Genomic DNA, 19693 nt, shown 5'->3' on the forward strand with positions numbered 1-19693 from the left:
CGTGCAGACCCAATTCGACGAGCGAGTGCTCGTCCTGATGCCGACCGCGCGGGACGGCGAGCGGACGTCCCGGTTGATGGCCGAGGCAGACATGGCCTGCCACCCCTGCGAGAATGTCCCCGAGCTCTGCCGCGAGATCGAGCGCGGCGCGGGCGTGGCCTTGCTCACCGAGGAGGCGATCGAGGGTGATCGCGAGGGCCGACTCCGGGAAACCCTGAAGGCCCAGCCGCCGTGGTCGGACTTGCCGCTGGTGGTGCTCGCCCGCCAGGGCGGGGCGGACGCGCCGATCCGCGAGGAGATGAACGCGACGCTGATCGAGCGGCCGTTGAAGGTCCGCTCGCTCCTGAGCGTCGTCCGGGCGGCGTTGCGGTCGCGGCGGCGGCAGTACGACGTCCGCGACCACCTGGAGGAGCGCCGACTCGCGACCGAGGCCCAGGCCTACCTCGTGCGGCTGTCGGACGCGCTCCGACCTCTCTCGAGCTCCAGCGAGATCCAGGCCGCCGCGAGTCGCATCCTGGGGGAGCATTTCGGCGCCAACCGGGTGGCGTACTTCGAAATCCGGGAGGGCGACTACGTCGTCGAGCAGGACTACACCGATGGCGTCGAGTCGCACGTCGGCCGGCATGAGGTCTCCTCGTTCGGCGCCCCGCTCCTGGCCGCGTTCCTCGCCGGCCGCACCGTCATCGAGGACGATGCCGCCTCCGAGCGCGGTCGCACCGCGAAGGAGCTGGCGGCATTCGCGGCGATCCGGGTGCGGGGCCACGTCGAGGTGCCTTTGGTCAAGGACGGCCACTTCGTGGCCGGCATGACCGTCCATTATCGCGAGCCCCATGATTGGAGGGAGGAAGAAGTCTGGCTCATCGAGCAGACCGCGGAGCGGACCTGGGCGGCGGTCGAGCGGGCCCGGGCCGAGGCCGACCTGCGCGACATCCAGTCGCGGATGGAGGCCGCGCTGGCGGCCGGAGCCATCGGCACCTGGGCGTGGGACGTGTCGGACGACCGTTTCCACGGGGCCCCGAGCTTCGCGCGGATCTTCGCCGTCCCGCCGGCCGCGGTCGCCGGCGGGCCGGTCGCTCGGATCGTGGCTTCAGTCCACCCCGACGACCGCGACCGGGTGAGCGGGCTCGTCGACGCGGCGATCGAGGCCGGCGGGCGCTACGAGGCGGACTATCGCGTGGCCGACGGGGCGGGCGGTTGGCGGTGGGTGAGCGCCCGTGGTCAGGTCGACAAGAAGGAAAACGGCAAGGGCGTGCGGCTCTCCGGCGTGGTGATCGAGGTGACCGATCGGAAGGAGGCGGAAGCCGCCCTGGATCGAGTCAAGGCGGAGTCGGACCGGCGGACGCGGCTCTACGAGGCGGTCCTGTCGTCCACCCCGGACCTGGCTTATGTGTGGGGCCTCGACCATCGGTTCACCTACGCCAACGAGGGGCTGCTCCGGATGTGGGGGAAGACCTGGGACGAGGCGATCGGGAAGAACTGCCTCGAGCTGGGGTACGAGCCCTGGCACGCCGAGATGCACGACCGCGAGATCGAGGAGGTACGCGCGACGCGCAAGCCGCTTCGCGGCGAGGTGCCGTTCACGGGCACGTTCGGCCGGAGGATCTACGACTATCTCCTGGTGCCGGTCCTCGGTGCGGGGGGAGAAGTGGAGGCGGTGGCCGGGACGACCCGGGACGTGACCGAACGCAAGGAGATGGAGCAGGAGCTCCGGGATCATGACCGGAAGAAGGACGATTTCATCGCCCTGCTGGCGCACGAGCTGCGAAATCCCCTGGCCCCGATCCGCAACGGCCTCAACGTGCTCCGCCTGGCCGGCGCGGAGTCCGCGGTGGCCCGCGAGACGCGGGAGATGATGGAACGCCAGCTCACCCACATGGTGCGGCTGATCGACGACCTGCTCGACATCTCGCGGATCAACCGCAACAAGATGGAACTGAGGCTCTCCCGGGTGCCGCTGGCCGAGGCCCTGAAGGATGCCCTGGAGGCCGCCCGCCCGTTCATCGATGCCGAGGGCCATACCTTGACCGTATCGGTCCCCGACCGGCCGATCTACGTCGAGGCGGACCTGACCCGGCTGGCCCAGGTGTTCGGCAACCTCCTGACGAACAGCGCCAAGTACACGAGACGCGGCGGCAATATCCACCTGACCGTGGAGCGGCGGGGCGAGGTCGCTTCCATCTCCGTGAGCGACGACGGGATCGGCATCCCGGCTGCATCCCAGGCGCACATCTTCGACATGTTCTCGCAGGTGGACCGCAGCGTGGAACGCGCCACCGGCGGGCTGGGGATCGGCCTGGCCCTGGTCAAGGGGCTCGTGGAGATGCACGGGGGGAAGGTCGCCGCGCAGAGCGACGGCGAGGGGATGGGCAGCACCTTCACCATCACCCTGCCGATCGCGGCCGAGCCGGCGGCCCCGAAGGCCCGTCAACCCAGCGGGCAAGCCGCCATCCGGAGGCGGGTTCTCGTCGTGGACGATAGCCGCGACGGCGCCGTCAGCCTGGCCCGGATGCTCAGGCTGATGGGCCATGACGTCCGGACCGCGAACGACGGAATCGAGGGCGTCGAGGCGGCCCGCGAGTTCCGCCCCGAAGTCATCCTGATGGACCTGGGGATGCCTCTGCTCAACGGCCTGGACGCGACGCGACGGATCCGCGGACAGGATTGGGGGCGGGACATCGTGATCATTGCCCTGACCGGCTGGGGCCAGGAAGGCGATAAGGAGCGATCGCGCGACGCCGGCTGCGACGGGCATCTCGTCAAGCCCGTCGATTTCGACGAGCTGCGGAAGCTGCTGGAGATGATGCCGACGAAGGACGGCCGTCATTGACCGTGGAGAGGATGCCACATCCGCCGATGCGGGATCCTTCAAGCCTTCCATCGCAGGGCCTTCACGCCGGCTCGCTGGGCGAGCTGGTCGATTGCGGCGGGCGCCTTCGGGCCCTCGGGGCCCGGTTTCCACTTTACTCCGCAGCGGACGATGCGCCGGAGGTGCCCGGCTCGTCTCCTGGTCTCGATGCCCCAGGACGTGATCGAGAAGCCCGTGGCGACCAGCGCCGCGTAAAGCTCCTCGATGCTGAGGCCACCCTCCTCGATCACGGCGTCGACCTGGGCGTGGCGGACTTGGGGGATCCGCGCTTCGAGCCACTTGAGCGCCCTGAGGACGAGGAGTGAGAGGGCCGTCGCCGCGATGCCGAGGCCGAGCTGCCCGCCGCCGAAACAAAGGCCAATGACGGTGACCAGCCAGAGCGAAGCGGCCGTCGTGACGCCCTGGACCATGTCCCCCTTGCGGAGGATCGCCCCGCCGCCGATAAACCCCATCCCGGTCAGGATGCCGAGCGGCAGGCGCATCAGGTCGAGGACGGCAAACGATTCGGACGTCTTGCCGGTCATCGGCAGGAGCAGGTTGGTCTGGATCATGGCCACCGACGCGGCCAGGCAGACGAGCAGCGTCGTCCTGAGCCCGGCCGCGTGCCCGCCCTCGCTGCGATTGAGGCCAATCAGGGATCCGGCGACCATCGTGAGGGCGAGGCGGAGGGCAATGTCCTCCCAATGCAGGACAAGGGGCATGGCATGTCCTCCGCCTGCGGGTCGCCGATCAATGCGATCCGGCCCTCGCCGCCGCGTTCCGCTTGCGGGTCGCGGCCGCCTTACGGGCCGACGCCGAGCGTTCCTCGGCCGTGCGGGAAGCCGAGACGGCACCACCCTTCTTGCCCCCCTTGCGGCTGGAGTCATGCGACTCGGGCTTGCCCCGGCCGCTGCCGGACTTCTCGCCGCCGCCCGACTCCTTGTTGACCGTCGCCCAGGCGCGTCGTTCGGCCTCGGACTCGGGCACGCCCCGACTCTCGTAGCTCTCCTCAATATGCTCGGCCTTGCGCTTCTGCTTGTCGCTGTAGGCGGATTTGTCGCCGCGTGGCATGTCCCTGTCTCCGGATCGTGTGTCCCGCGGATTTGGGGTGAAAATGACTCCGAAATACAACACGCAAAGAGGGTGCCGGAGCCCTGAACGAACGGAGCCTCATCATGGCGAGAGTGGCCACGCGGAGCTGGGCCGAGCCCGACGCAAGCCCCGGCATCATCCCTCGCATCCGCGACGTTTCAGGGCCCTGGCATGGCTCACGCCATCCTGACCCGCTCGCCGCTGCCTCGGTCATGGACGACCGCGCCGAGGTTACCGAGGTCTTCGCGTCCGGCCGCCAGGCGCACGCTTTGCTTCGAGGTTCAAAGAACCGTCCCAACCCGGGGCGATCGATATCCCGCGTTCGTGGATGGCCGGGGTCCACGACCCTATCCACCCGAGCAAGGACCACGAGGACGACCAGGGCCGGTGGCAACCGGCCTGAACTCCGAGTCGTGATCACGGAGGGCGGGCTGGAGGACACCCACCCCGGCCCATTTCATCCCAGGAGTCGCCATGCCGACCGAACCCGATTCGATCCCGGAGCCGACAGGCCCGACCATCCCCGAGCCGAACGAGCCCGGAGAACCGAAGCCGCCCCCGGACTTCCCGAATATCCCCAAGCCGCAACCCCCGGAGACCCCGTTCCCGGCGGAACCGGTGAAGCTGCCCGGATCGAAGCCGGAGCCGGGGCCTCCCGGCCCGAAGGCATGAGGCGACGACGGATCACACGCCCGGCTTCAACTCAAACTTTGCTGAGTTCTCCCGGATCAGATGAGCGGCTTGCCGCCGGTGACCGCGACGGTGGCCCCGGACATGTAACTGGCGTCGCTTGACGCGAGGAGCACGAAGGCCGGGGCGAGCTCGGCGGGCTGTCCGGCGCGACCGAGGGCCACATTCTTGCCGAAGCTCTTGACCTTCTCCTCGGGCATGGTGGCCGGGATCAGCGGCGTCCAGATCGGGCCGGGCGCGACGCAATTGGCCCGGATGCCCTCCTTGCCGAGCATCTGCGCGAGGCCGCCGGTGAAGTTCTGGATCGCCGCCTTGGTCATCGCGTAGGGCAGCAGCTCGGGGCTCGGGTTGTCGGCCTGGATCGAGGAGGTGTTGATCACCGCGCCCCCCCTGGGCATGTGCGGGACGGCCTCCTTGGTCAGCCAGAACATCGCGTAGAGGTTGGTCTTGATCGTACGGTCGAACTCCTCGGTGCTGATCTCCGAGATGTCGTCCCGGCTCATCTGGAACGCCGCGTTGTTGACGAGGATGTCGACCTTGCCGAACTCCTTGACGGCCCGGTCGATGATCGACTTGCAGTGGGCCTCCTCGCTGATGTCACCCGCGACGGTCACGCATTTCCGCCCGGAGGCCTCGACCACGCGTGCGGTTTCCCTGGCGTCGGACTCTTCGCTCAGATAAGAGATGAGCACGTCCGCGCCCTCGCGTGCGAAGGCCAATGCCACGGCCCGGCCGATGCCAGAGTCTCCTCCGGTGATGACAGCCGACTTGCCTTCCAGTTTTCCCGACCCCCTGTAGGACTTTTCCCCGTAGTCGGGTCGCGGGTCCATCTCGGCTTCGAGCCCCGGCGGCTCCTGCCGCTGCGAAGGTTGGGGCGGCTTCTCGTGCTTCTCGCGCGGGTCCTGGGACATGGGGAACGTCCTGATGTCTGTGGTGTTCGATTGGACGGCCCGAATCCTCCCTCGGGCCGTGCGTCCGGGTCGCGTTCTCCTTGCAACGGCCATACCGGCGATTGGATCGGGGAGGATCGATCGCTGGTTGACCTCCCGGGCGCGAGGTTTGCGGATATCTGAGCCTGCCAAGATTCCGAAGGCCTGGTCGGCTGGTTGGACCGACAAATGGCCGATGCGCCTCAACTCGAGCAACAGCGCGACTCACATGACCAATCCGGGCGACCCGAGCATCGACGATGCCACCCCCCAATGGCGGCCCGATGTGGACGACCGCGCCAACCCGGAGCTCTACCGGGTCGGCAAGGGCGAGCAGGGTGTCCTGACCTGCCAGCCGTACAAGGGTGAGCTGAGGGTACTTTGGCGGTTCAAGACGCCCCAGATCGCGGCGAAGAGCAGCGAGGAGCGAGGGAGGTCGGCTCCACTATGCCGGCAAGGTCGGCACGGGATACACCCGCGAGGTCCTGCTCGACCTCCGCACGCGGTTCGACGAGCTGGGCCGCGATGATAATCCCTTCGACGAGGGCGAGCCGCCCGTCGGCGAGGCCGTCCACTGGGTCGAGCCCACGCTGGTGGCGGAGATCGCCTTCGCCGAGTGGACCCAGAACGGGCTGCTTCGCCAGCCGCGATACGAGGGACTTCGCCCCGACAAGAAGGCCATCGAGTGCCGCCGGGAGCGCCCCGCTCCGGCCGCTGCCGCCCGCAACGCCGCTCAAACCCGCGCGGGAGAGATCGCCATGCCTCTCGAGGAATACAACCGGAAGCGCGACTTCACCAGGACCCGCGAGCCGTCGGGTTCGAGGACGGAGAAGCCCCACCAGCAGCCGATCTTCGTCGTGCAGGAGCATCACGCCTCGGTAGATCACTATGACTTCCGCCTGGAGGCCGATGGCACGCTCAAGAGCTGGTCGATCCCCAAGGGTCCGTCGATGGACCCGTCGATCAAGCGGCTGGCCGTCCAGGTCGAGGACCACCCGATCGGCTATGCGAGCTTCGAGGGGACGATCCCGCAAGGCCAGTACGGCGGGGGCACCGTCAAGATCTGGGACCGCGGCACGTACGAGAGCCTGATGGACCAGAATGCCGAGCCCCAGACCGCCGGTGAAGCGATCGAGGCCGGTCGGATCGAGTTCGTCATGCATGGGGAGCGGCTCAAGGGGAAGTTCGCCCTGATCCGCATGAAGCCTCGCGGCAAGGGCAAGCCGCAGTGGCTGCTCATGAAGCTGAAGGACGAGTTCGCCGAGGCCGGGACCGGCGATACCCCGACGCCTGTGGCGAAACCCAGGGCTTCCTCCAGGCAGACGGTCTCCGCGCGCATGAGCCGTGACGGGAAGTCCCCGAAGACGGTCGAGCTGACCCACCCCGACCGCGTGATCTACCCCGAGGCCGGCCTCACCAAGGCAGACGTGCTTGCCTACTACGAAAAGGTCTCTGACCGGCTGCTACCATTCCTCAAGGATCGGCCGATCACCCTCGAACGGCTACCCGAAGGGCTCTCCGAGAAGGCCCCGCACTTTTGGCAGAAGGACACCCCGGACTACTACCCCGACTGGATTCCGCGTATCGAGCTCGAGACCGAGCGGGGCAAGACGGTCCACTACGCCCTGGTCAACGATCGGGCGACGCTGCTCTTCCTCGTGAATCAAGGGACGCTGACCTTCCACGTCTGGGCGTCGCGGACGAAGGACCTTGACCGGCCCGACTTCGTGCCCTTCGACCTCGATCCCGGCAAGGCGTCGTTCGAGGACGTCATCGCCGTGGCCAGGGCCATCAGGGTGACGTTGGAGGACGAGGGCGTCGCGTCATTCGTGAAGACCTCCGGCCGGACCGGCCTGCACGTCCTCGCGCCGTGGGAGCGGGACGGAGATTTCGACGAAGCCCGGACCTGGGCCCGTGAGGTCGCCGAACGCACGGCCGAGACGATGCCGGACCGGGCCACCACCGACATCCGCAAGGCGAAGCGCGGCGAGCGGGTCTACATCGACGTCTTGCAGAATGCGCGCGGCCACCACGCCGTCCCGCCCTACGTCCTGCGGGCGGTCCCAGGCGCCACCGTCTCAACGCCACTGAACTGGGACGAGGTTGCCGAGGGGCTTGATCCCGGGTCGTTCACGTTGAAGAAGGCCCTTGCCCGGTTCGCGAGACGCTGGACCGACCCCTTCGAGGGGCTGCTCCGGTCATTCAACGGCCGAAGGAAGAAAGCAGCCAGGGGCTGAGCCATGGCCGTCTACATCGGCACCTCGGGCTGGAGCTACGACCACTGGGTGGGCATCCTCTATCCGAAATCGGCGAAGAGCCTGGAGCGGCTCGACGCCTATGCCCGCGCGTTCCGCTCGGTCGAGGTGAACAACACGTTCTACCGCTGGCCCAGGGAAGAGGTCTTCGCAACCTGGCGCGAGCGTTCGCCCAACGGATTCATCTTCTCGGTGAAGGCGTCCCGGGGCCTGACCCAGTTCCGCAAGCTGAACGACCCCGTACCCTGGCTGGAACGGATGGAGGCGGGGCTGTCCCGCCTCGAAGAGAAGCGCGGTGTGACGCTCTATCAGCTCCCGCCTCACTTCCCGATCCATCTCGATCGCCTCGACGAATTCCTCTCGGTCGTGCCGTCGGGCCGGCGGACCGCCATCGAGTTCCGCCACCGGACCTGGGATGTCGAGGAGACGTTCGGGATCCTGGAACGCCATCACGCGGCCTATTGCATCATGAGCGGAGCGAACCTGCCCTGCGTGCTCCGCGTGACGGCGGGCTTCGTCTTCGTCCGGCTCCACGGACCGGACGACCAGCGCCTGTACGCCGGGTCCTACTCGGAAGCCGACCTCCGCTGGTGGGCCGATCGGATCGGCGAGTGGCGGTCTCAGGGCCGCGACGTCTACGCCTACTTCAACAACGACGGCTACGGCCACGCCGTCCGCAACGCCCTGCGGCTCCGGGAGCTGGTCGGGGAGTGAGGCGGCCCGCCTACCTCACGCTGTTGCCTCTGCCAACGCGTGATGAGCCGCGGACGCGGCGAGCCCGCCCGCCGTGTACCAGGTGATCGTCATCACGGCCGTCTGCGGGGTGCGGGAACCGGGGCGGCTCCCCAGCCCCATGAGCGGGGCCAGGATCAGCGCGCCGAGGCCGGCGGCGGCGCCAAAGGTTGTCCCGCGAGCCAGTGAGGGCTTGCCGAGGCAGGCGAGCGAGTAGAAGAGCGTGTTGGCCACGACGTCGCCGCCCAGCGCCATGGCCTGCAGCCGGTCCTCCGGCGGTGCCTCCAGCCCGGTCGCTTCGAGACCCCTCGCGATGGCCCGGCGCCCGAGCGTGTCCATCCTGGGGGCGTCGAGGCGGACTTGGCGGACCGTTTCATGCAGGACCGTAAGGGCCGTTGCTCCGGCCAGGCCGCTCAGGAGCGCGGTCATGAGCTTGTTGTCGTTCACCGCAAATGCCTCCAGACTCGATCTCCCTTCAAGCCATGGGAGTCCGCAAGTGCCGTACCGGGGGAGGACGGTGGACCGGTATCAGGGGCCCGTGCCGAGCAGATCGATCACCGAGGTGGTCAAGTCGGGTCGAGCATCCTGTGGCGGCGTCCCGTTTGCTCTACAGGGCCTAGCCTCCAGGCTGAACAACCCGGAGTCACACACGATGCCCGTACTCGACCTCCACGCGAGAAGGATCGGCGCGTCAGCCCTTCCGGGCCTTCCGTTTCTTCGGGGTCTCGCCGACGCCCGTCATCTCGCGAAGCTCGTCGATCTTCATCGACGCCTCGGCCTTGGTCATCTCGTCGGGCACCTCCTCCCCGGCCTTGCGGGCCAGCGTGTGCACATAGGATTCCTGCGCCCCGGTCATCGGCTCCTCGCCGGTGGTCCACTCGACCGGATCCTTGATCGCGCCGTTCTCGGTGTCTGGCGTGTTCCTGTCGCTCATCGAATGAGTCCCGCAACATGCTGCCCGCCGCTCCCCGTCTCCGCGAGACCGTCGGTACGCGGCGAATGTGGACTAAGGTACAGCAATGCGCGTGCCAGCGGCTCGCTTCTTCGACGCCGAGGGGTCGCCTGATCGCGGCATCGGTTTTGGGCCTAGTTCTCTGAACCAAGTCCAGCCGAGGAACGTATTTATGTTAGGAAATCGAGAGCGAGAAACGACGGTCAGGAAGGTCGATTACGACCGAGGAACCAACCCATGAGACGACTGGAGAACTACGTCCGGAAGTATGGTCCTGAGTTCGGCCCGATCCTCTACCACGCGCTCCAGAGCCAGGCTGCGCATGCCGGCGTGAGCGCGCGGCTCCGTCGAAAGATCGACGTGCTGACGGGGAAGGTTCCCGCTTCTCCCCGGACACGGCGGGTCGTCGACACCCTGCCGCTCTTCCCGGAGGAGCCATCGGCTGCCGAGCCCGCCGAGATCGCGGCGATCGGTGCCTGAGTATCAAGAAGCGCCGAGGGGCCCCGCGGTCACGGAAGACTGCGGGGTGCTCTCCGGAGGTCCTGAATTCGACGCGACGAGAGGGCTCGGCGAGGGGCCGCCTCGTGGGAAGCTCGCATGAGCATCGGCTCGAGACCGCGGCTCCGCACGGTCCTATTCAATTGGACGAGGCTCACGTGGCAGAGAGCAAGTCACAACGATCGGGCACGATTCGCGTCGGCTGCGCCGGGTGGTCGCTCCCGAAAGAAATCAGCGTTCATTTCCCCGCCGAGGGGACGCACCTCGAACGGTATGCCGCCCGCTTCCCCGCCGTTGAGATCAACTCTTCATTCTACAGGCCGCATCGGCCGGCGACCTACGCCCGCTGGTCCGCGTCCGTCACCGAGGACTTCGCGTTCTCCGTCAAGGTCCCGAAGTTGGTGACCCACGAACGCCGCCTCAAGGGCGTCGATGACGTGCTCGACGGCTTCCTCTCCGAGGTGACCCAACTCGGCGAAAAACTAGGGCCGCTGCTCGACCAGTTGCCCCCGAGCCTGTCGTTTTCCGCAGCTATCGCGGAAGGGTTCCTCGCGTCGCTCAGGCAGAGATTCGACGGCGCCGTGGCCCTTGAACCCAGGCACGCGAGCTGGTTCGAGCCCGTCGCCGATCAGTTGCTGACGCGGTATCGCGTCGCACGGGTTGCGGCCGACCCGGCGATCGTCCCGACGGCCGGGAAGGTTGGGGGGTGGGACGGCCTCGCGTACTTTCGGCTGCACGGCTCGCCCAAGGTCTACTATTCGACGTACGCCGAGGACTACCTGGCAAACCTCGCGAAGACTCTTATACGTCAGGCTCGAACGGCCGAGGTCTGGTGCATCTTCGACAACACGGCCGAAGGTGCCGCGACCGCCAATGCGCTCGACGTGCTCACCCGGATCCGGGCGGATTGAGCATCAGCTCGATCTGGTACATTTCGCCTTTAGTCTCTGCCCGCAACGTGCTGACACATCTCAACAATTCCATTCACCAGACCGTCGAGATGAACTGGGGCGACCGGTTCACGATAAAATCGCCGCTGGCGGCAACGAGGCGAAGTCGAGAGGACGGCTGACGACGCCGGGCACCAGACCATCGGTCAGGGCCACATCGACCGTGGCAACATAGAGACGGACACCGCGATACATCGGCCCCGGCTCGGACCCGGTCCGGACGATCCGCAGGTGGCCCGCGGGGAAACCGGCGAACGGACGGTCGTTGTGACAGCACTGGACTCCGGCCCTGACTTCCTCGGAGTGGCCGATCTCGATGCGGTGGCAGGTGGACGACGGCCCGGCCACCGAGAAGGCCGTCCGCACTGCCTCCTCGAACGAGCGGAGCCGAAGGACGGGGGCCGCTTCGGCCGGAGTCGGAGCAGCCCCCGCGCGGTGGCCGATGCCGAACGGGACCGCGACGCCGAGTGTCGAAAGGATGGATCGTCTCGTCTGGTTCATCGTCGGTGATCCTGCGACCGGGGAGACGCGCATGACGCGGAATGGAAGCGATGCCGGGCTCGGTGCCCAAGCGCTTCGCCGCACGGCCACGAGCCGTCCGCTCAGCGCTCGGCGGCGGCGCGATCCCAGAACCGGAGCCCGCGGCACCTGGCGACGAAGCCGTTGGCATCGCCCGACTTGTTGAGGGGAACAAATCCCTCGTCCATGGCCACGCCCGCCTTTTCCAGCAGCGGGGCCGCAGCGGGCGCGTACGCGACGAACTTCCGGTGCGCCGTGGCGTCGGCGATGAAGTCGCGGGCCGCGGGGAGCGACGCCAGGAGGCCCGCTCCCTCCTTGGAAGGAAGTATCGCGACGGCATCGAAGAGCACGGACGGGCCGCCTTCGAGCTTCTCGTCGGCGTCATGCCACGCCCCCGCGGAGTCCTTGACGCCGCCGACTTCCGGCGCGATGAGCTTCAGCATCGCCCCTTCGGCCTTGAGCGCCTTGCCCAGGGCCGCGAGGACGGCGGCGTCGACGCCGTCGGTGACGAGCGCCCCGACCTTGCGACCGGCGAAGCTCTTCGGGCCGTTCTTGATGATGCTCAGCTTCGCCGATGGCTTGAGGTCCTGGCGCGTCGGCCGGGCGGCCGTGGCCGGCCCGGGGATCTCCTTCAGCCGCAGGCCCGCGGCCACCACCTCGGCCAGCCCGGCGTCGATGTTGAGCAGGTGCGAGACCATGCGCGCGCGGATGGCCGGGGTCTGGACCTTGCTCAGCTCGAACGTCAGGGCGTTGCCGATGTGACGCTGCTCGATCTCGGTCTGGCTGATGTAGAACTGGCGGGCCTGACTGTAGTGGTCGGAGAAGGTCTCCGAGCGGACGCGGACATTGGGGCCTTCCACCGGCTCGGGGTAGGACTTGAAGCCGGCCTCCGGGGACTCACGCGGCCCGCCGTCGCTCCAGGAGTTCGGCTCGTAATTGACCCGCCCCCTGGGGTTGTGCATCGCCATGTGCCCGTCCTGCTGGAAGTGCGCGAACGGGCATTTCGGCGCGTTGATCGGGAGGTGCGTGAAGTTCGGGCCCCCCAGCCGCTTGAGCTGGGTGTCGAGGTAGGAGAAGTTCCGCCCTTGCAGCAGCGGGTCGTCGCTGAAGTCGATCCCGCGAACGATGTTCTGCGTGCAGAAGGCAACCTGCTCGGTTTCGGCGAAGAAATTGTCGACGCGCCGGTCGAGGACCATCCGGCCGATCCGCTTCACCGGCACTTGCTCCTCCGGGATGATCTTGGTCGCGTCGAGCACGTCGAACTCGAACTTCCGGGCGAAGTCCTCGTCGAAGAGCTGGACCCCGAGCTCCCATTCCGGAAAATCGCCCGCCTCGATCGCGGCCCAGAGGTCGCGGCGGTGGAAGTCGGGGTCGGCCCCGTTGATCTTGACCGCCTCGTTCCAGACGACGGATTGCAGCCCCTGCTTCGGCTTCCAGTGGAACTTGACGAAGGTCGACTTCCCCTCGGCGTTGATGAGCCGGAAGGTGTGGACGCCGAATCCCTCCATGAACCGGAAAGAACGCGGGATCGTCCGATCGGACATGATCCACATGACCATGTGCATGCTTTCGGGCGTGAGAGAGATGAAGTCCCAGAAGTTGTCGTGGGCCGTCTGCGCCTGGGGGAAGGCGCGGTCCGGCTCGGGCTTGGCGGCGTGGATCAGGTCGGGGAACTTGATCGCGTCCTGGATGAAGAAGACGGGGATGTTGTTGCCGACGAGGTCCCAGTTCCCCTGCTTGGTGTAGAACTTCACGGCGAAGCCGCGGACGTCACGCGCCAGGTCGGCCGATCCCTTGCTGCCGGCGACGGTCGAGAAGCGGACGAAGACCGGGGTCTTCTCGCCCTTGCGCTGGAACAGGTCCGCGCTCGTCACGTCGGCGAGCGGCCCGTAGTTCTCGAAGTAGCCGTGGGCGCCGTAGCCGCGGGCGTGGACAACCCGCTCGGGAATCCGCTCGTGGTCGAAGTGGAAGATCTTCTCGCGGAAGTGGAAATCTTCCAGCAGCGTCGGACCTCGGGCACCGACTCTGAGCGAGTTCTGATCGTCGGCGACCGGGACGCCCTGCTGCGTGGTCAGAACCGGAGTATCGCCGCTCGCGATCTGGTGGGTCTCTCCGCCTTTCCCCGCAACGGCCTCGGCGTCCGGCTTGCTGAGAGGCTTGCTCGCGTCGTCCTTCCGCTTGGCCATATGCGTGTCCCTTCTCCCTGCTGGTCCATCTGTGGTATTGACCTGATTGAAGCGGGGCGACGTAATGCAAACGCCATTCCGGACTGGGCGCTTGAATCGTTCGTCGCCTGTCGTCCTCGAGTCGGCAACGGCCCGGGTGCCTTTGTGTTTGAGGGCAGGGGGGGGCCAGGCTCGGCGGGCGCTACATCGGGCCGCGAGGCGAGCGGATCCGGACCGGAGAGACCGACCCCTCGTTCGTGATCGCGCACGAGGTGCCGCTCGTAGGTACGCCCGAAACGTTCGTAAACTGCCGCGAGAAGGCGGACCGACGCATCAAGGTCCCTTTGAAGCCGTAGACTTGGCCGGCCCTCCGCGGCCTCGTGCGATGGCGCGGAGATCGAGCTCGTCGGAGGCCCGCGTGTCCGCCTTCAAGACGCGCTTCATTTGCTCGAGTGCGTACCGATTCTCTTCCTCCGTGTTGGACGCCACGCAATCGCCGGGCACGTAGAGTCCGAAGTCGCGCATGTAGGCATCGTTGGCCGTGAACAGCACGCAGATATTGGCGGCGACGCCCGTGATGATCAGGGTTTCGGCTCTCAGGTATTCGAGCAGGATCTCGAGCGTTGTCGAGAAGAACCCGGAGTGTTTCGGCTTGAGTACGAAGTAGTCGTCCTCATCGGGGGCGAGCAATTGCACGATGGGCCTGCCCCTTACCCGATCTTCAAGACAATGCTCGACCTGGGCGTGGAAGTTGGACTGCCAGCGACCGAAGTTGTCGTTCACGTAGATCGTCGGTATGCCCGCTTTCCTGGCCCCTTCCTTGAGGGCCAGGATCTTGCGGGCCATCGGTAGGGCGTACCGGAGGAGCTGGTCCCCTTCCGGGAACTCGAGGTCGTTGATGACATCGATCAGGAGCAGGGCGGCCGCGGCCTTGTCCGGGGCGTTGCCGTGGAGGTCTTCGCTGCGGGGCATCGCGGGCCGCCTTCCCGATGGTCACACCGCCTGGAGGTTGATCGTGCTCTCGGCCAGCTCGCTCAGGGCCTTGTCGGTCGCCACTTCCTCGGCCATGGTCTCTTTCAGGAGCTTGTGGACCTCCTTCTCCTTCAGGAGCCTGGCGTAAGTGCTGACCGTGCCGTAGCCGGCCATCTCGTAGTGCTCGACCCTCTGGGCGGCGGCGATGAGCGCCGCATCCTTCACCTCGGGCTCGGCGTCCTCCTTGATCGTCTCCTCGCCTTCCTCGATCAGACCCTTGATCGCCTGGCAGGTCTTCTTCTTCGCCTTCTCGCCGAGGGCCTCGAAGGCCCGTTCGAGCCGCGTGACCTGGCCCTCGGTCTCCGCCAGGTGCTTCTCGAAGGCGGCCTTCAGCTCGGGCGACGACGCAGCCTTCGCCATCTTGGGCAGGGCCTTGGTGATGCGGTTCTCGGCGTCGTAGAGGTCCTGGAGCTGCTCGACCAGGAGGTCGCGCAAGGATTCGAGTTTCACGGTGGGTTCCCCTCGGCTTGATTTCCGGTGCGTGCGATCGATCTCCCGCGATCGGAGACGACGCCCTGAAATTGCAAACGGCATTCCGCGCCCGTGCGTACCCGCCCAATCGCCGGGCGGCGCGGGAAGGGCGTTGGTAGAGCGAATGACATTAAGGAGGCATGGTACCGGCGCGTGGCGATTTCCCGGCGATATCACCCTCGACTCGGGCGAGATGGAAGACCTTCCTCATCCAGGGCGATGACCTTGCAGTCCCGCAGGCTCTCGGGGACGTCGCCCGAGACGATCCGCTGCGCCCGGCTCTTGACCTTGGTCAGTCCGAGCAACCGGTGCTCGACCGTCACGGACTCGTCCTTCTACCGGTCGGCTCCGGCGTGGGCCGCGTCGAGGGCGCGGCGAAGGTCGGGACCGAGCGTCGTCTCCCCTCCGGTGGCCTTCGGCGGGGCGTCCAGCCCCTGCGGGGCAGGGGCGGACCGGCGCCGCTGCCATCCGATCCGAGACCGGCACGAATCTATTTCTTCTCCTCGAATTCGACGTCGATGACCTCATCCTCCTTGCCCCCGCGAGCGGCCCCGTTCGGCGAGGCCGAGGGGCCGTTCGACCCCGCCCGGCTCCCGGCCGCAGCCGCGGCCGCGCCGACGCCCGCCCCCGCGCCGGCGTAGAGGTGCTCGGACATCGCCTGGCTGGCGTGCTGGAGCTCGTCGAGGGCCCGCTGGATCGCGGCCGGGTCGTCCCCGGACTTCACCTGGTTGACCTTGGCGATGGCGCCGCGGACGGCGGCCAGGTCGGCCTCCGTCAGCCGGCCCTGGTTCTCTGTGAGCAGCTTCTCGAGCTGGTAGACGCGCTGCTCGGCGGCGTTGCGGGCCTCGGCCAGCTCGCGGCGGTGCTTGTCCTCGGCGGCGTGGGCCTGGGCGTCGCGCTGCATACGCTCGATCTCATCCCTGGTCAGGCCGCCGGAGGACTCGATCTTGATCGTCTGCTCCTTGCCCGTCCCCTTGTCCCTCGCCGAGACCTGGAGGATGCCGTTGGCATCGATGTTGAAGCTGACCTCGACCTGGGGCACGCCCATTGGCGCCGGCGGGATGCCCTCGAGGTTGAACGTGCCGAGCAGCCGGTTGTGCTCGGCGATCTCGCGCTCGCCCTGGTAGACCTTGATCGTCACGGCCGTCTGGTTGTCCTCGGCGGTCGTATAGACCTCCTTCTTCTCGGTCGGGATCGTCGTGTTCCGCGGCACCAGCACGTTGAAGATGCCGCCCTTGACCTCCAGCCCGAGCGACAGCGGGGTGACGTCCAGCAGCAGCACGCCGGTGACGTCGCCGGCCAGGACGGCGCCCTGGATCGCGGCGCCGACGGCGACGACCTCGTCGGGGTTGACGCCCTTGTGCGGCTCCTTGCCGAAGATGTCCTTGACGATCTGCTGCACGCGCGGCATCCGGGTCGACCCGCCGACCAGGACCACCTCGTCGATGTCCGATGCCTTCAGCTTGGCGTCCTCCAGGGCCTTCTGGACCGGGCCCCGGAGTCGTTCGAAGAGGTGATCGGTCAGCTTTTCAAACTGGCTGCGGGTGATCGTCCTCGTCAGGTGCTTGGGGCCGGTCTGGTCGGCCGTGATGAACGGCAGGTTGATGTCGGCCTGCGCCTGGAACGAGAGGTCCTTCTTCGCCTTCTCGGCCGCCTCCTTCAGCCGCTGCAGGGCCATCGGATCGGTGCGGAGGTCGATCCCCTGCTCCTTCTTGAACTCGTCGGCGATGTGCTGGACCAGCTCCTCGTCCCAGTTGTCGCCGCCGAGGTGCGTGTCGCCGTTGGTCGACAGCACCTCGAAGACACCGTCGCCGACGTCCAGGACCGAGATGTCGAAGGTGCCGCCGCCGAGGTCGAAGACGGAGATCTTCTCGTTCTTCTTCTTGTCCAGCCCGTAGGCCAGGGCCGCGGCGGTCGGCTCGTTGATGATCCGCGCCACCTCGAGCCCGGCGATCTGGCCGGCGTCCTTGGTCGCCTGGCGCTGGGCGTCGTTGAAGTAGGCCGGGACGGTGATGACCGCCTTGCGGACCTTGTGGCCCAGGTAGCTCTCGGCCGCCTCCTTGAGCTTGCGGAGGATCAGCGCCGAGATCTCCGGCGGGCTGTATTCCTTGCCGCCGGCGCGGACCTTGACGTAGTCGTTCGGCCCGCCGACGACCTCATAGGGGGCCATCTTCTCCTCGGCCTGGACCTCGTCGTGGCGGCGGCCCATGAACCGCTTGATCGAATAGATCGTCCCCCTGGGGTTCGTCACGGCCTGGCGCTTGGCCGGCTCGCCCACCAGGGTCTCTCCCTTGCTGGTGAAGGCGACGACCGACGGGGTCAGCCGGCTCCCCTCCTGGTTGGCGATGACGGTCGCCTCGCCGCTCTCCATCACGGCGACGACGCTGTTGGTCGTACCGAGGTCGATGCCGATGATCTTCTCACCTTCCGCCACGGCAAGTCTCCTTCCGGGGCTTCAGCCCGGGTTCGGGGCTCGGCGACATAGTCCGCGACCGATCCGCGATGCCACGCGGCGACGAGCGGCCGGAGCACGGCCTTCGTGTCCCGGCCCCCTCGCGCCCCTCCGATTCCCACCGACCTCGGACGCCGCTAGATTGCGGCATTCCGCGGACCGGGCGCCACCGAGGCCTCCGGCCCGATCGACGAACCGACCGTGAGGCGCGACGGCCGACGCGCCCAGTCCCTCATCCGGAAGCCGAGGGCGATCATCAGGGTGCTGAAGACGATCGCGTAGGCCCCGATCATCCAGGAGATGGCCACCACCCCCGCGACGGGCCGCATCGCCGCGAGCAGGCCGAACAGGATCGAGGCGATGCCACCCAGGGCCAGCAACCACTCGCCCTCGATCTCCCTGCGGAGTCGGATGGCGGCGATGACCTGGAAGAGGCCCGTCACGACGGCCCAGGCCGCGACCACGTAGAGCAGCGCCAGTTCGGCGACGGGGAGCCAGACGAAGGTCATGATCGCGACGGCGACGCCGACCAGGCCCTGGACCAGCATGGCCCACCAGGGCAGGCCCCCGGTTCGGCCGGCCACGGCCGCCGCGATGGCGAAGCCGCCGTCGACCAGGGCGTAGGCACCGTAGAGGAGGACCAGCGCCCCCCAGGTGATCCCCGGCCAGGCGAAGGCCGCGATCCCGAAGAGCACGGCGAAGAGGCCCCGCAAGGCCAGGGCCCACCAGTTCTGCGACAGGACGATCACCATGATCACTTCACTCCTCTCAGGAAGACGGTCAACTCGACCGACACCCGGGAACCCCACGCGCCCGGTGGGCGCCGGGCGCGTGGCAAGCGGCCCCCGGGCCGGCGGTCAGAGATACCGGTGGAACCAGCCGTTGATCCCGTCCCACCACTTGGTCAGCAAGGTGCCCTGGCGAGCCCGCTCGGCGCCGGTGACCGACCGGTTCCCCTCCTGCCGGAGCTCGCCCTCGAGCTGCTCGATACTGCGGAGCATCTGGTCCACCTCCTGGCGCTGGTCCTCCGACAACAGCCCGCGATAGGTCTGCAGCCGGAGCCTCGCGGTCTCCAGGTTGGCGAGGGCCTGGGTCGAGTTGTTCTCTTCCAGGGAGCGACGCGCCATCCAGATCCCATCTCGGGCCGCGGTCAGCGGCGAGTCGTCCTTGTTGTACTGGATGGAGAGGCCGTGGATCATGGCCGTCGCCAGCGCCTTGGCGGCCTCGGCCGTCTTGTCGTGCTCCAGGGCCTTGGCCGCCCTCGTCAACTGGGTCTCGATCGAGTCGACATCGGCGACGACCTCGGTGGCGATCGTCTCGGCGTCGACCAGGCGGTAGCCGGCGAACTCCATCGCGGTGCGGCGGGCCGCCAGGATCGGCTCCAGGGTCTGCCTGTGCAGGATCCCCTCGTACAACGGGATGCGACCGGGCTGGTCCTCGCGGTCGTCCTCGTAGATCGCCTTCCCGTCGGGCGCGAGCGTCCGGGTGTGGACCTCGGTCCTGGGCAGCATGGAGCGAACGGCCTTGATGGCGTCGCGAGCCTTGTTCACCTCCTTGAGGGCCTCCTTGGGGCCGTCCTCGTCAATCTTGTCGCGAGCCTCGGCGATGTGCTGGAAGACCTGGGCCATCAGCAGCGAGGCCTGCCGCAGATCGTCGGTCGTGAGCTTGCCGGTGGTCCGGCTCTTCAGCTCGGTGCGGTAGCCGCCCTCGCTGCCGAAAGTCCGGACGACGGCCCCGTCCTCGCTGGACCGGACCTTCTCGGACGCCTTGGAGGATTTCTCCTGCGCCTTCGCCGGCCCGGCGAAGACCAGCAGGGCCACCAGGCCCGAGACCGCGAGCCGCCACCTTGACGTCGAAAATCGACCGCTCATGATCTACTCCCTGGAGCTTGAGTCCCTGGCGATTGGTCCCGATACGGAGTGCTTCGTTCGACCCCGCCGTTGCCGATCGAGTGGCGCCTGTGGCCGACCCGGCCGGACGCGAGGATTTGCCGAGTTCTTGTCGCCTCCGCTCCAAGTTTCCGGTGCGAAGGCGAGGGAGATTTGCCGATGGCGTCGACCCCGGCCGGAGGGCCCTGGTCCGCCCGGTCGTCACGGCTCGACGACAATCTG

At 67.6% G+C, this 19693-nt stretch carries 20 protein-coding genes; 7 read left to right on the forward strand and 13 right to left on the reverse strand.

Going from position 1 to position 19693, the window contains the following annotated elements; all coding sequences use genetic code 11:
* The first annotated feature begins 1 nt into the window (after window position 1).
* The gene (locus tag G6O54_RS14830; protein ID WP_205678810.1) at window positions 2-2827 is read left to right on the forward strand and encodes an ATP-binding protein; all 2826 of its coding nucleotides are present in this window, start codon (window positions 2-4) and stop codon (window positions 2825-2827) included.
* 38 nt (window positions 2828-2865) lie between these two features.
* Here the strand turns inward: G6O54_RS14830 and G6O54_RS14835 are convergent, their stop codons facing one another.
* Both G6O54_RS14835 and G6O54_RS14840 read right to left on the reverse strand, forming a co-directional pair.
* The gene (locus G6O54_RS14835) at window positions 2866-3567 is read right to left on the reverse strand and encodes an MgtC/SapB family protein (RefSeq protein ID WP_165226423.1); all 702 of its coding nucleotides are present in this window, start codon (window positions 3565-3567) and stop codon (window positions 2866-2868) included.
* Window positions 3568-3595: 28 nt separating this feature from the next.
* Entirely contained in the window at window positions 3596-3916 is a 321-nt protein-coding gene (locus G6O54_RS14840) for a plasmid stabilization protein (RefSeq protein ID WP_165226424.1), read from the reverse strand.
* Between the two features lie 495 nt (window positions 3917-4411).
* Between G6O54_RS14840 and G6O54_RS14845 the strand changes: the two genes are divergently transcribed.
* The gene (locus G6O54_RS14845) at window positions 4412-4609 is read left to right on the forward strand and encodes a hypothetical protein (RefSeq protein ID WP_165226425.1); all 198 of its coding nucleotides are present in this window, start codon (window positions 4412-4414) and stop codon (window positions 4607-4609) included.
* Window positions 4610-4665: 56 nt separating this feature from the next.
* Here G6O54_RS14845 and G6O54_RS14850 read toward each other — a convergent pair whose 3' ends face one another.
* On the reverse strand, window positions 4666-5538 hold the full coding sequence (locus G6O54_RS14850) for an SDR family oxidoreductase (protein ID WP_165226426.1): 873 nt from the start codon (window positions 5536-5538) through the stop codon (window positions 4666-4668).
* A 247-nt stretch (window positions 5539-5785) separates the two neighbouring features.
* Between G6O54_RS14850 and G6O54_RS38840 the strand changes: the two genes are divergently transcribed.
* The 3 genes from G6O54_RS38840 to G6O54_RS14865 are packed head-to-tail and all read left to right on the forward strand — an operon-like array spanning window position 5786 to window position 8525.
* Window positions 5786-6085, forward strand: coding sequence for a DUF4385 family protein (locus G6O54_RS38840; RefSeq protein WP_165226444.1), 300 nt, complete (start codon window positions 5786-5788; stop codon window positions 6083-6085).
* On the forward strand, window positions 6042-7793 hold the full coding sequence (ligD, locus tag G6O54_RS38845) for a non-homologous end-joining DNA ligase (protein WP_250846901.1): 1752 nt from the start codon (window positions 6042-6044) through the stop codon (window positions 7791-7793). The genes G6O54_RS38840 and ligD overlap by 44 nt, the downstream gene beginning before the upstream one ends.
* Before the next feature lie 3 nt (window positions 7794-7796).
* Window positions 7797-8525 carry a DUF72 domain-containing protein gene (locus G6O54_RS14865; protein WP_165226428.1) on the forward strand — a complete coding sequence of 243 codons (729 nt, stop codon included), beginning with the start codon at window positions 7797-7799 and terminating at the stop codon, window positions 8523-8525.
* 15 nt (window positions 8526-8540) lie between these two features.
* Here the strand turns inward: G6O54_RS14865 and G6O54_RS14870 are convergent, their stop codons facing one another.
* Window positions 8541-8990: a hypothetical protein gene (locus G6O54_RS14870; protein WP_205678814.1), complete on the reverse strand. Its 450-nt coding sequence runs from the start codon at window positions 8988-8990 to the stop codon at window positions 8541-8543.
* Window positions 8991-9234: 244 nt separating this feature from the next.
* On the reverse strand, window positions 9235-9477 hold the full coding sequence (locus G6O54_RS14875; protein ID WP_165226429.1) for a DUF3072 domain-containing protein: 243 nt from the start codon (window positions 9475-9477) through the stop codon (window positions 9235-9237).
* 255 nt (window positions 9478-9732) lie between these two features.
* On the opposite strand from G6O54_RS14875, the gene G6O54_RS14880 reads away from it, so the two are divergent.
* Together G6O54_RS14880 and G6O54_RS14885 are read left to right on the forward strand one after the other, a co-directional pair.
* On the forward strand, window positions 9733-9975 hold the full coding sequence (locus tag G6O54_RS14880) for a hypothetical protein (RefSeq protein WP_165226430.1): 243 nt from the start codon (window positions 9733-9735) through the stop codon (window positions 9973-9975).
* Window positions 9976-10151: 176 nt separating this feature from the next.
* Window positions 10152-10904 carry a DUF72 domain-containing protein gene (locus tag G6O54_RS14885; RefSeq protein WP_165226431.1) on the forward strand — a complete coding sequence of 251 codons (753 nt, stop codon included), beginning with the start codon at window positions 10152-10154 and terminating at the stop codon, window positions 10902-10904.
* Window positions 10905-11012: 108 nt separating this feature from the next.
* On the opposite strand, the gene G6O54_RS14890 is transcribed toward G6O54_RS14885, so the two are convergent.
* The 8 genes from G6O54_RS14890 to G6O54_RS14925 form a co-directional block, all read right to left on the reverse strand.
* On the reverse strand, window positions 11013-11444 hold the full coding sequence (locus tag G6O54_RS14890) for a hypothetical protein (RefSeq protein ID WP_165226432.1): 432 nt from the start codon (window positions 11442-11444) through the stop codon (window positions 11013-11015).
* A gap of 101 nt (window positions 11445-11545) precedes the next feature.
* Window positions 11546-13648, reverse strand: coding sequence for a catalase (katE, locus tag G6O54_RS14895; RefSeq protein WP_165226433.1), 2103 nt, complete (start codon window positions 13646-13648; stop codon window positions 11546-11548).
* A 312-nt stretch (window positions 13649-13960) separates the two neighbouring features.
* Window positions 13961-14599 (reverse strand): cysteine hydrolase family protein, encoded by a 639-nt coding sequence (locus G6O54_RS14900; RefSeq protein ID WP_165226434.1) that lies wholly within the window; start codon window positions 14597-14599, stop codon window positions 13961-13963.
* Window positions 14600-14620: 21 nt separating this feature from the next.
* Complete coding sequence (locus G6O54_RS14905; protein WP_165226435.1) at window positions 14621-15109, reverse strand: YciE/YciF ferroxidase family protein; 489 nt, start codon at window positions 15107-15109, stop codon at window positions 14621-14623.
* A 194-nt stretch (window positions 15110-15303) separates the two neighbouring features.
* The gene (locus G6O54_RS14910; protein WP_165226367.1) at window positions 15304-15453 is read right to left on the reverse strand and encodes a hypothetical protein; all 150 of its coding nucleotides are present in this window, start codon (window positions 15451-15453) and stop codon (window positions 15304-15306) included.
* Window positions 15454-15620: 167 nt separating this feature from the next.
* Window positions 15621-17564: a molecular chaperone DnaK gene (gene dnaK, locus G6O54_RS14915; RefSeq protein WP_165226436.1), complete on the reverse strand. Its 1944-nt coding sequence runs from the start codon at window positions 17562-17564 to the stop codon at window positions 15621-15623.
* 155 nt (window positions 17565-17719) lie between these two features.
* Window positions 17720-18334, reverse strand: a complete 615-nt coding sequence (locus tag G6O54_RS14920; RefSeq protein ID WP_250846900.1) for an HdeD family acid-resistance protein — start codon at window positions 18332-18334, stop codon at window positions 17720-17722.
* Between the two features lie 105 nt (window positions 18335-18439).
* Entirely contained in the window at window positions 18440-19453 is a 1014-nt protein-coding gene (locus tag G6O54_RS14925) for a YfdX family protein (RefSeq protein WP_165226437.1), read from the reverse strand.
* Window positions 19454-19693 lie beyond the last annotated feature (240 nt).

The organism is Aquisphaera insulae (genome assembly GCF_011064615.1).
GTDB classification, from domain to species: domain Bacteria; phylum Planctomycetota; class Planctomycetia; order Isosphaerales; family Isosphaeraceae; genus Aquisphaera; species Aquisphaera insulae.

Bases quoted from the DNA above. Each gene is read 5' to 3' on its own strand.
- G6O54_RS14845 (WP_165226425.1), top strand. From the start codon at position 4,412: ATGCCGACCGAACCCGATTCGATCCCGGAGCCGACAGGCCCGACCATC.
- G6O54_RS38840 (WP_165226444.1), top strand. From the start codon at position 5,786: ATGACCAATCCGGGCGACCCGAGCATCGACGATGCCACCCCCCAATGG.
- G6O54_RS14880 (WP_165226430.1), top strand. From the start codon at position 9,733: ATGAGACGACTGGAGAACTACGTCCGGAAGTATGGTCCTGAGTTCGGC.
- G6O54_RS14840 (WP_165226424.1), bottom strand. From the start codon at position 3,916: ATGCCACGCGGCGACAAATCCGCCTACAGCGACAAGCAGAAGCGCAAG.
- G6O54_RS14835 (WP_165226423.1), bottom strand. From the start codon at position 3,567: ATGCCCCTTGTCCTGCATTGGGAGGACATTGCCCTCCGCCTCGCCCTC.
- G6O54_RS14850 (WP_165226426.1), bottom strand. From the start codon at position 5,538: ATGTCCCAGGACCCGCGCGAGAAGCACGAGAAGCCGCCCCAACCTTCG.
- G6O54_RS14890 (WP_165226432.1), bottom strand. From the start codon at position 11,444: ATGAACCAGACGAGACGATCCATCCTTTCGACACTCGGCGTCGCGGTC.
- G6O54_RS14920 (WP_250846900.1), bottom strand. From the start codon at position 18,334: ATGGTGATCGTCCTGTCGCAGAACTGGTGGGCCCTGGCCTTGCGGGGC.
- G6O54_RS14865 (WP_165226428.1), top strand. From the start codon at position 7,797: ATGGCCGTCTACATCGGCACCTCGGGCTGGAGCTACGACCACTGGGTG.
- G6O54_RS14900 (WP_165226434.1), bottom strand. From the start codon at position 14,599: ATGCCCCGCAGCGAAGACCTCCACGGCAACGCCCCGGACAAGGCCGCG.
- G6O54_RS14925 (WP_165226437.1), bottom strand. From the start codon at position 19,453: ATGAGCGGTCGATTTTCGACGTCAAGGTGGCGGCTCGCGGTCTCGGGC.
- G6O54_RS14875 (WP_165226429.1), bottom strand. From the start codon at position 9,477: ATGAGCGACAGGAACACGCCAGACACCGAGAACGGCGCGATCAAGGAT.
- katE (WP_165226433.1), bottom strand. From the start codon at position 13,648: ATGGCCAAGCGGAAGGACGACGCGAGCAAGCCTCTCAGCAAGCCGGAC.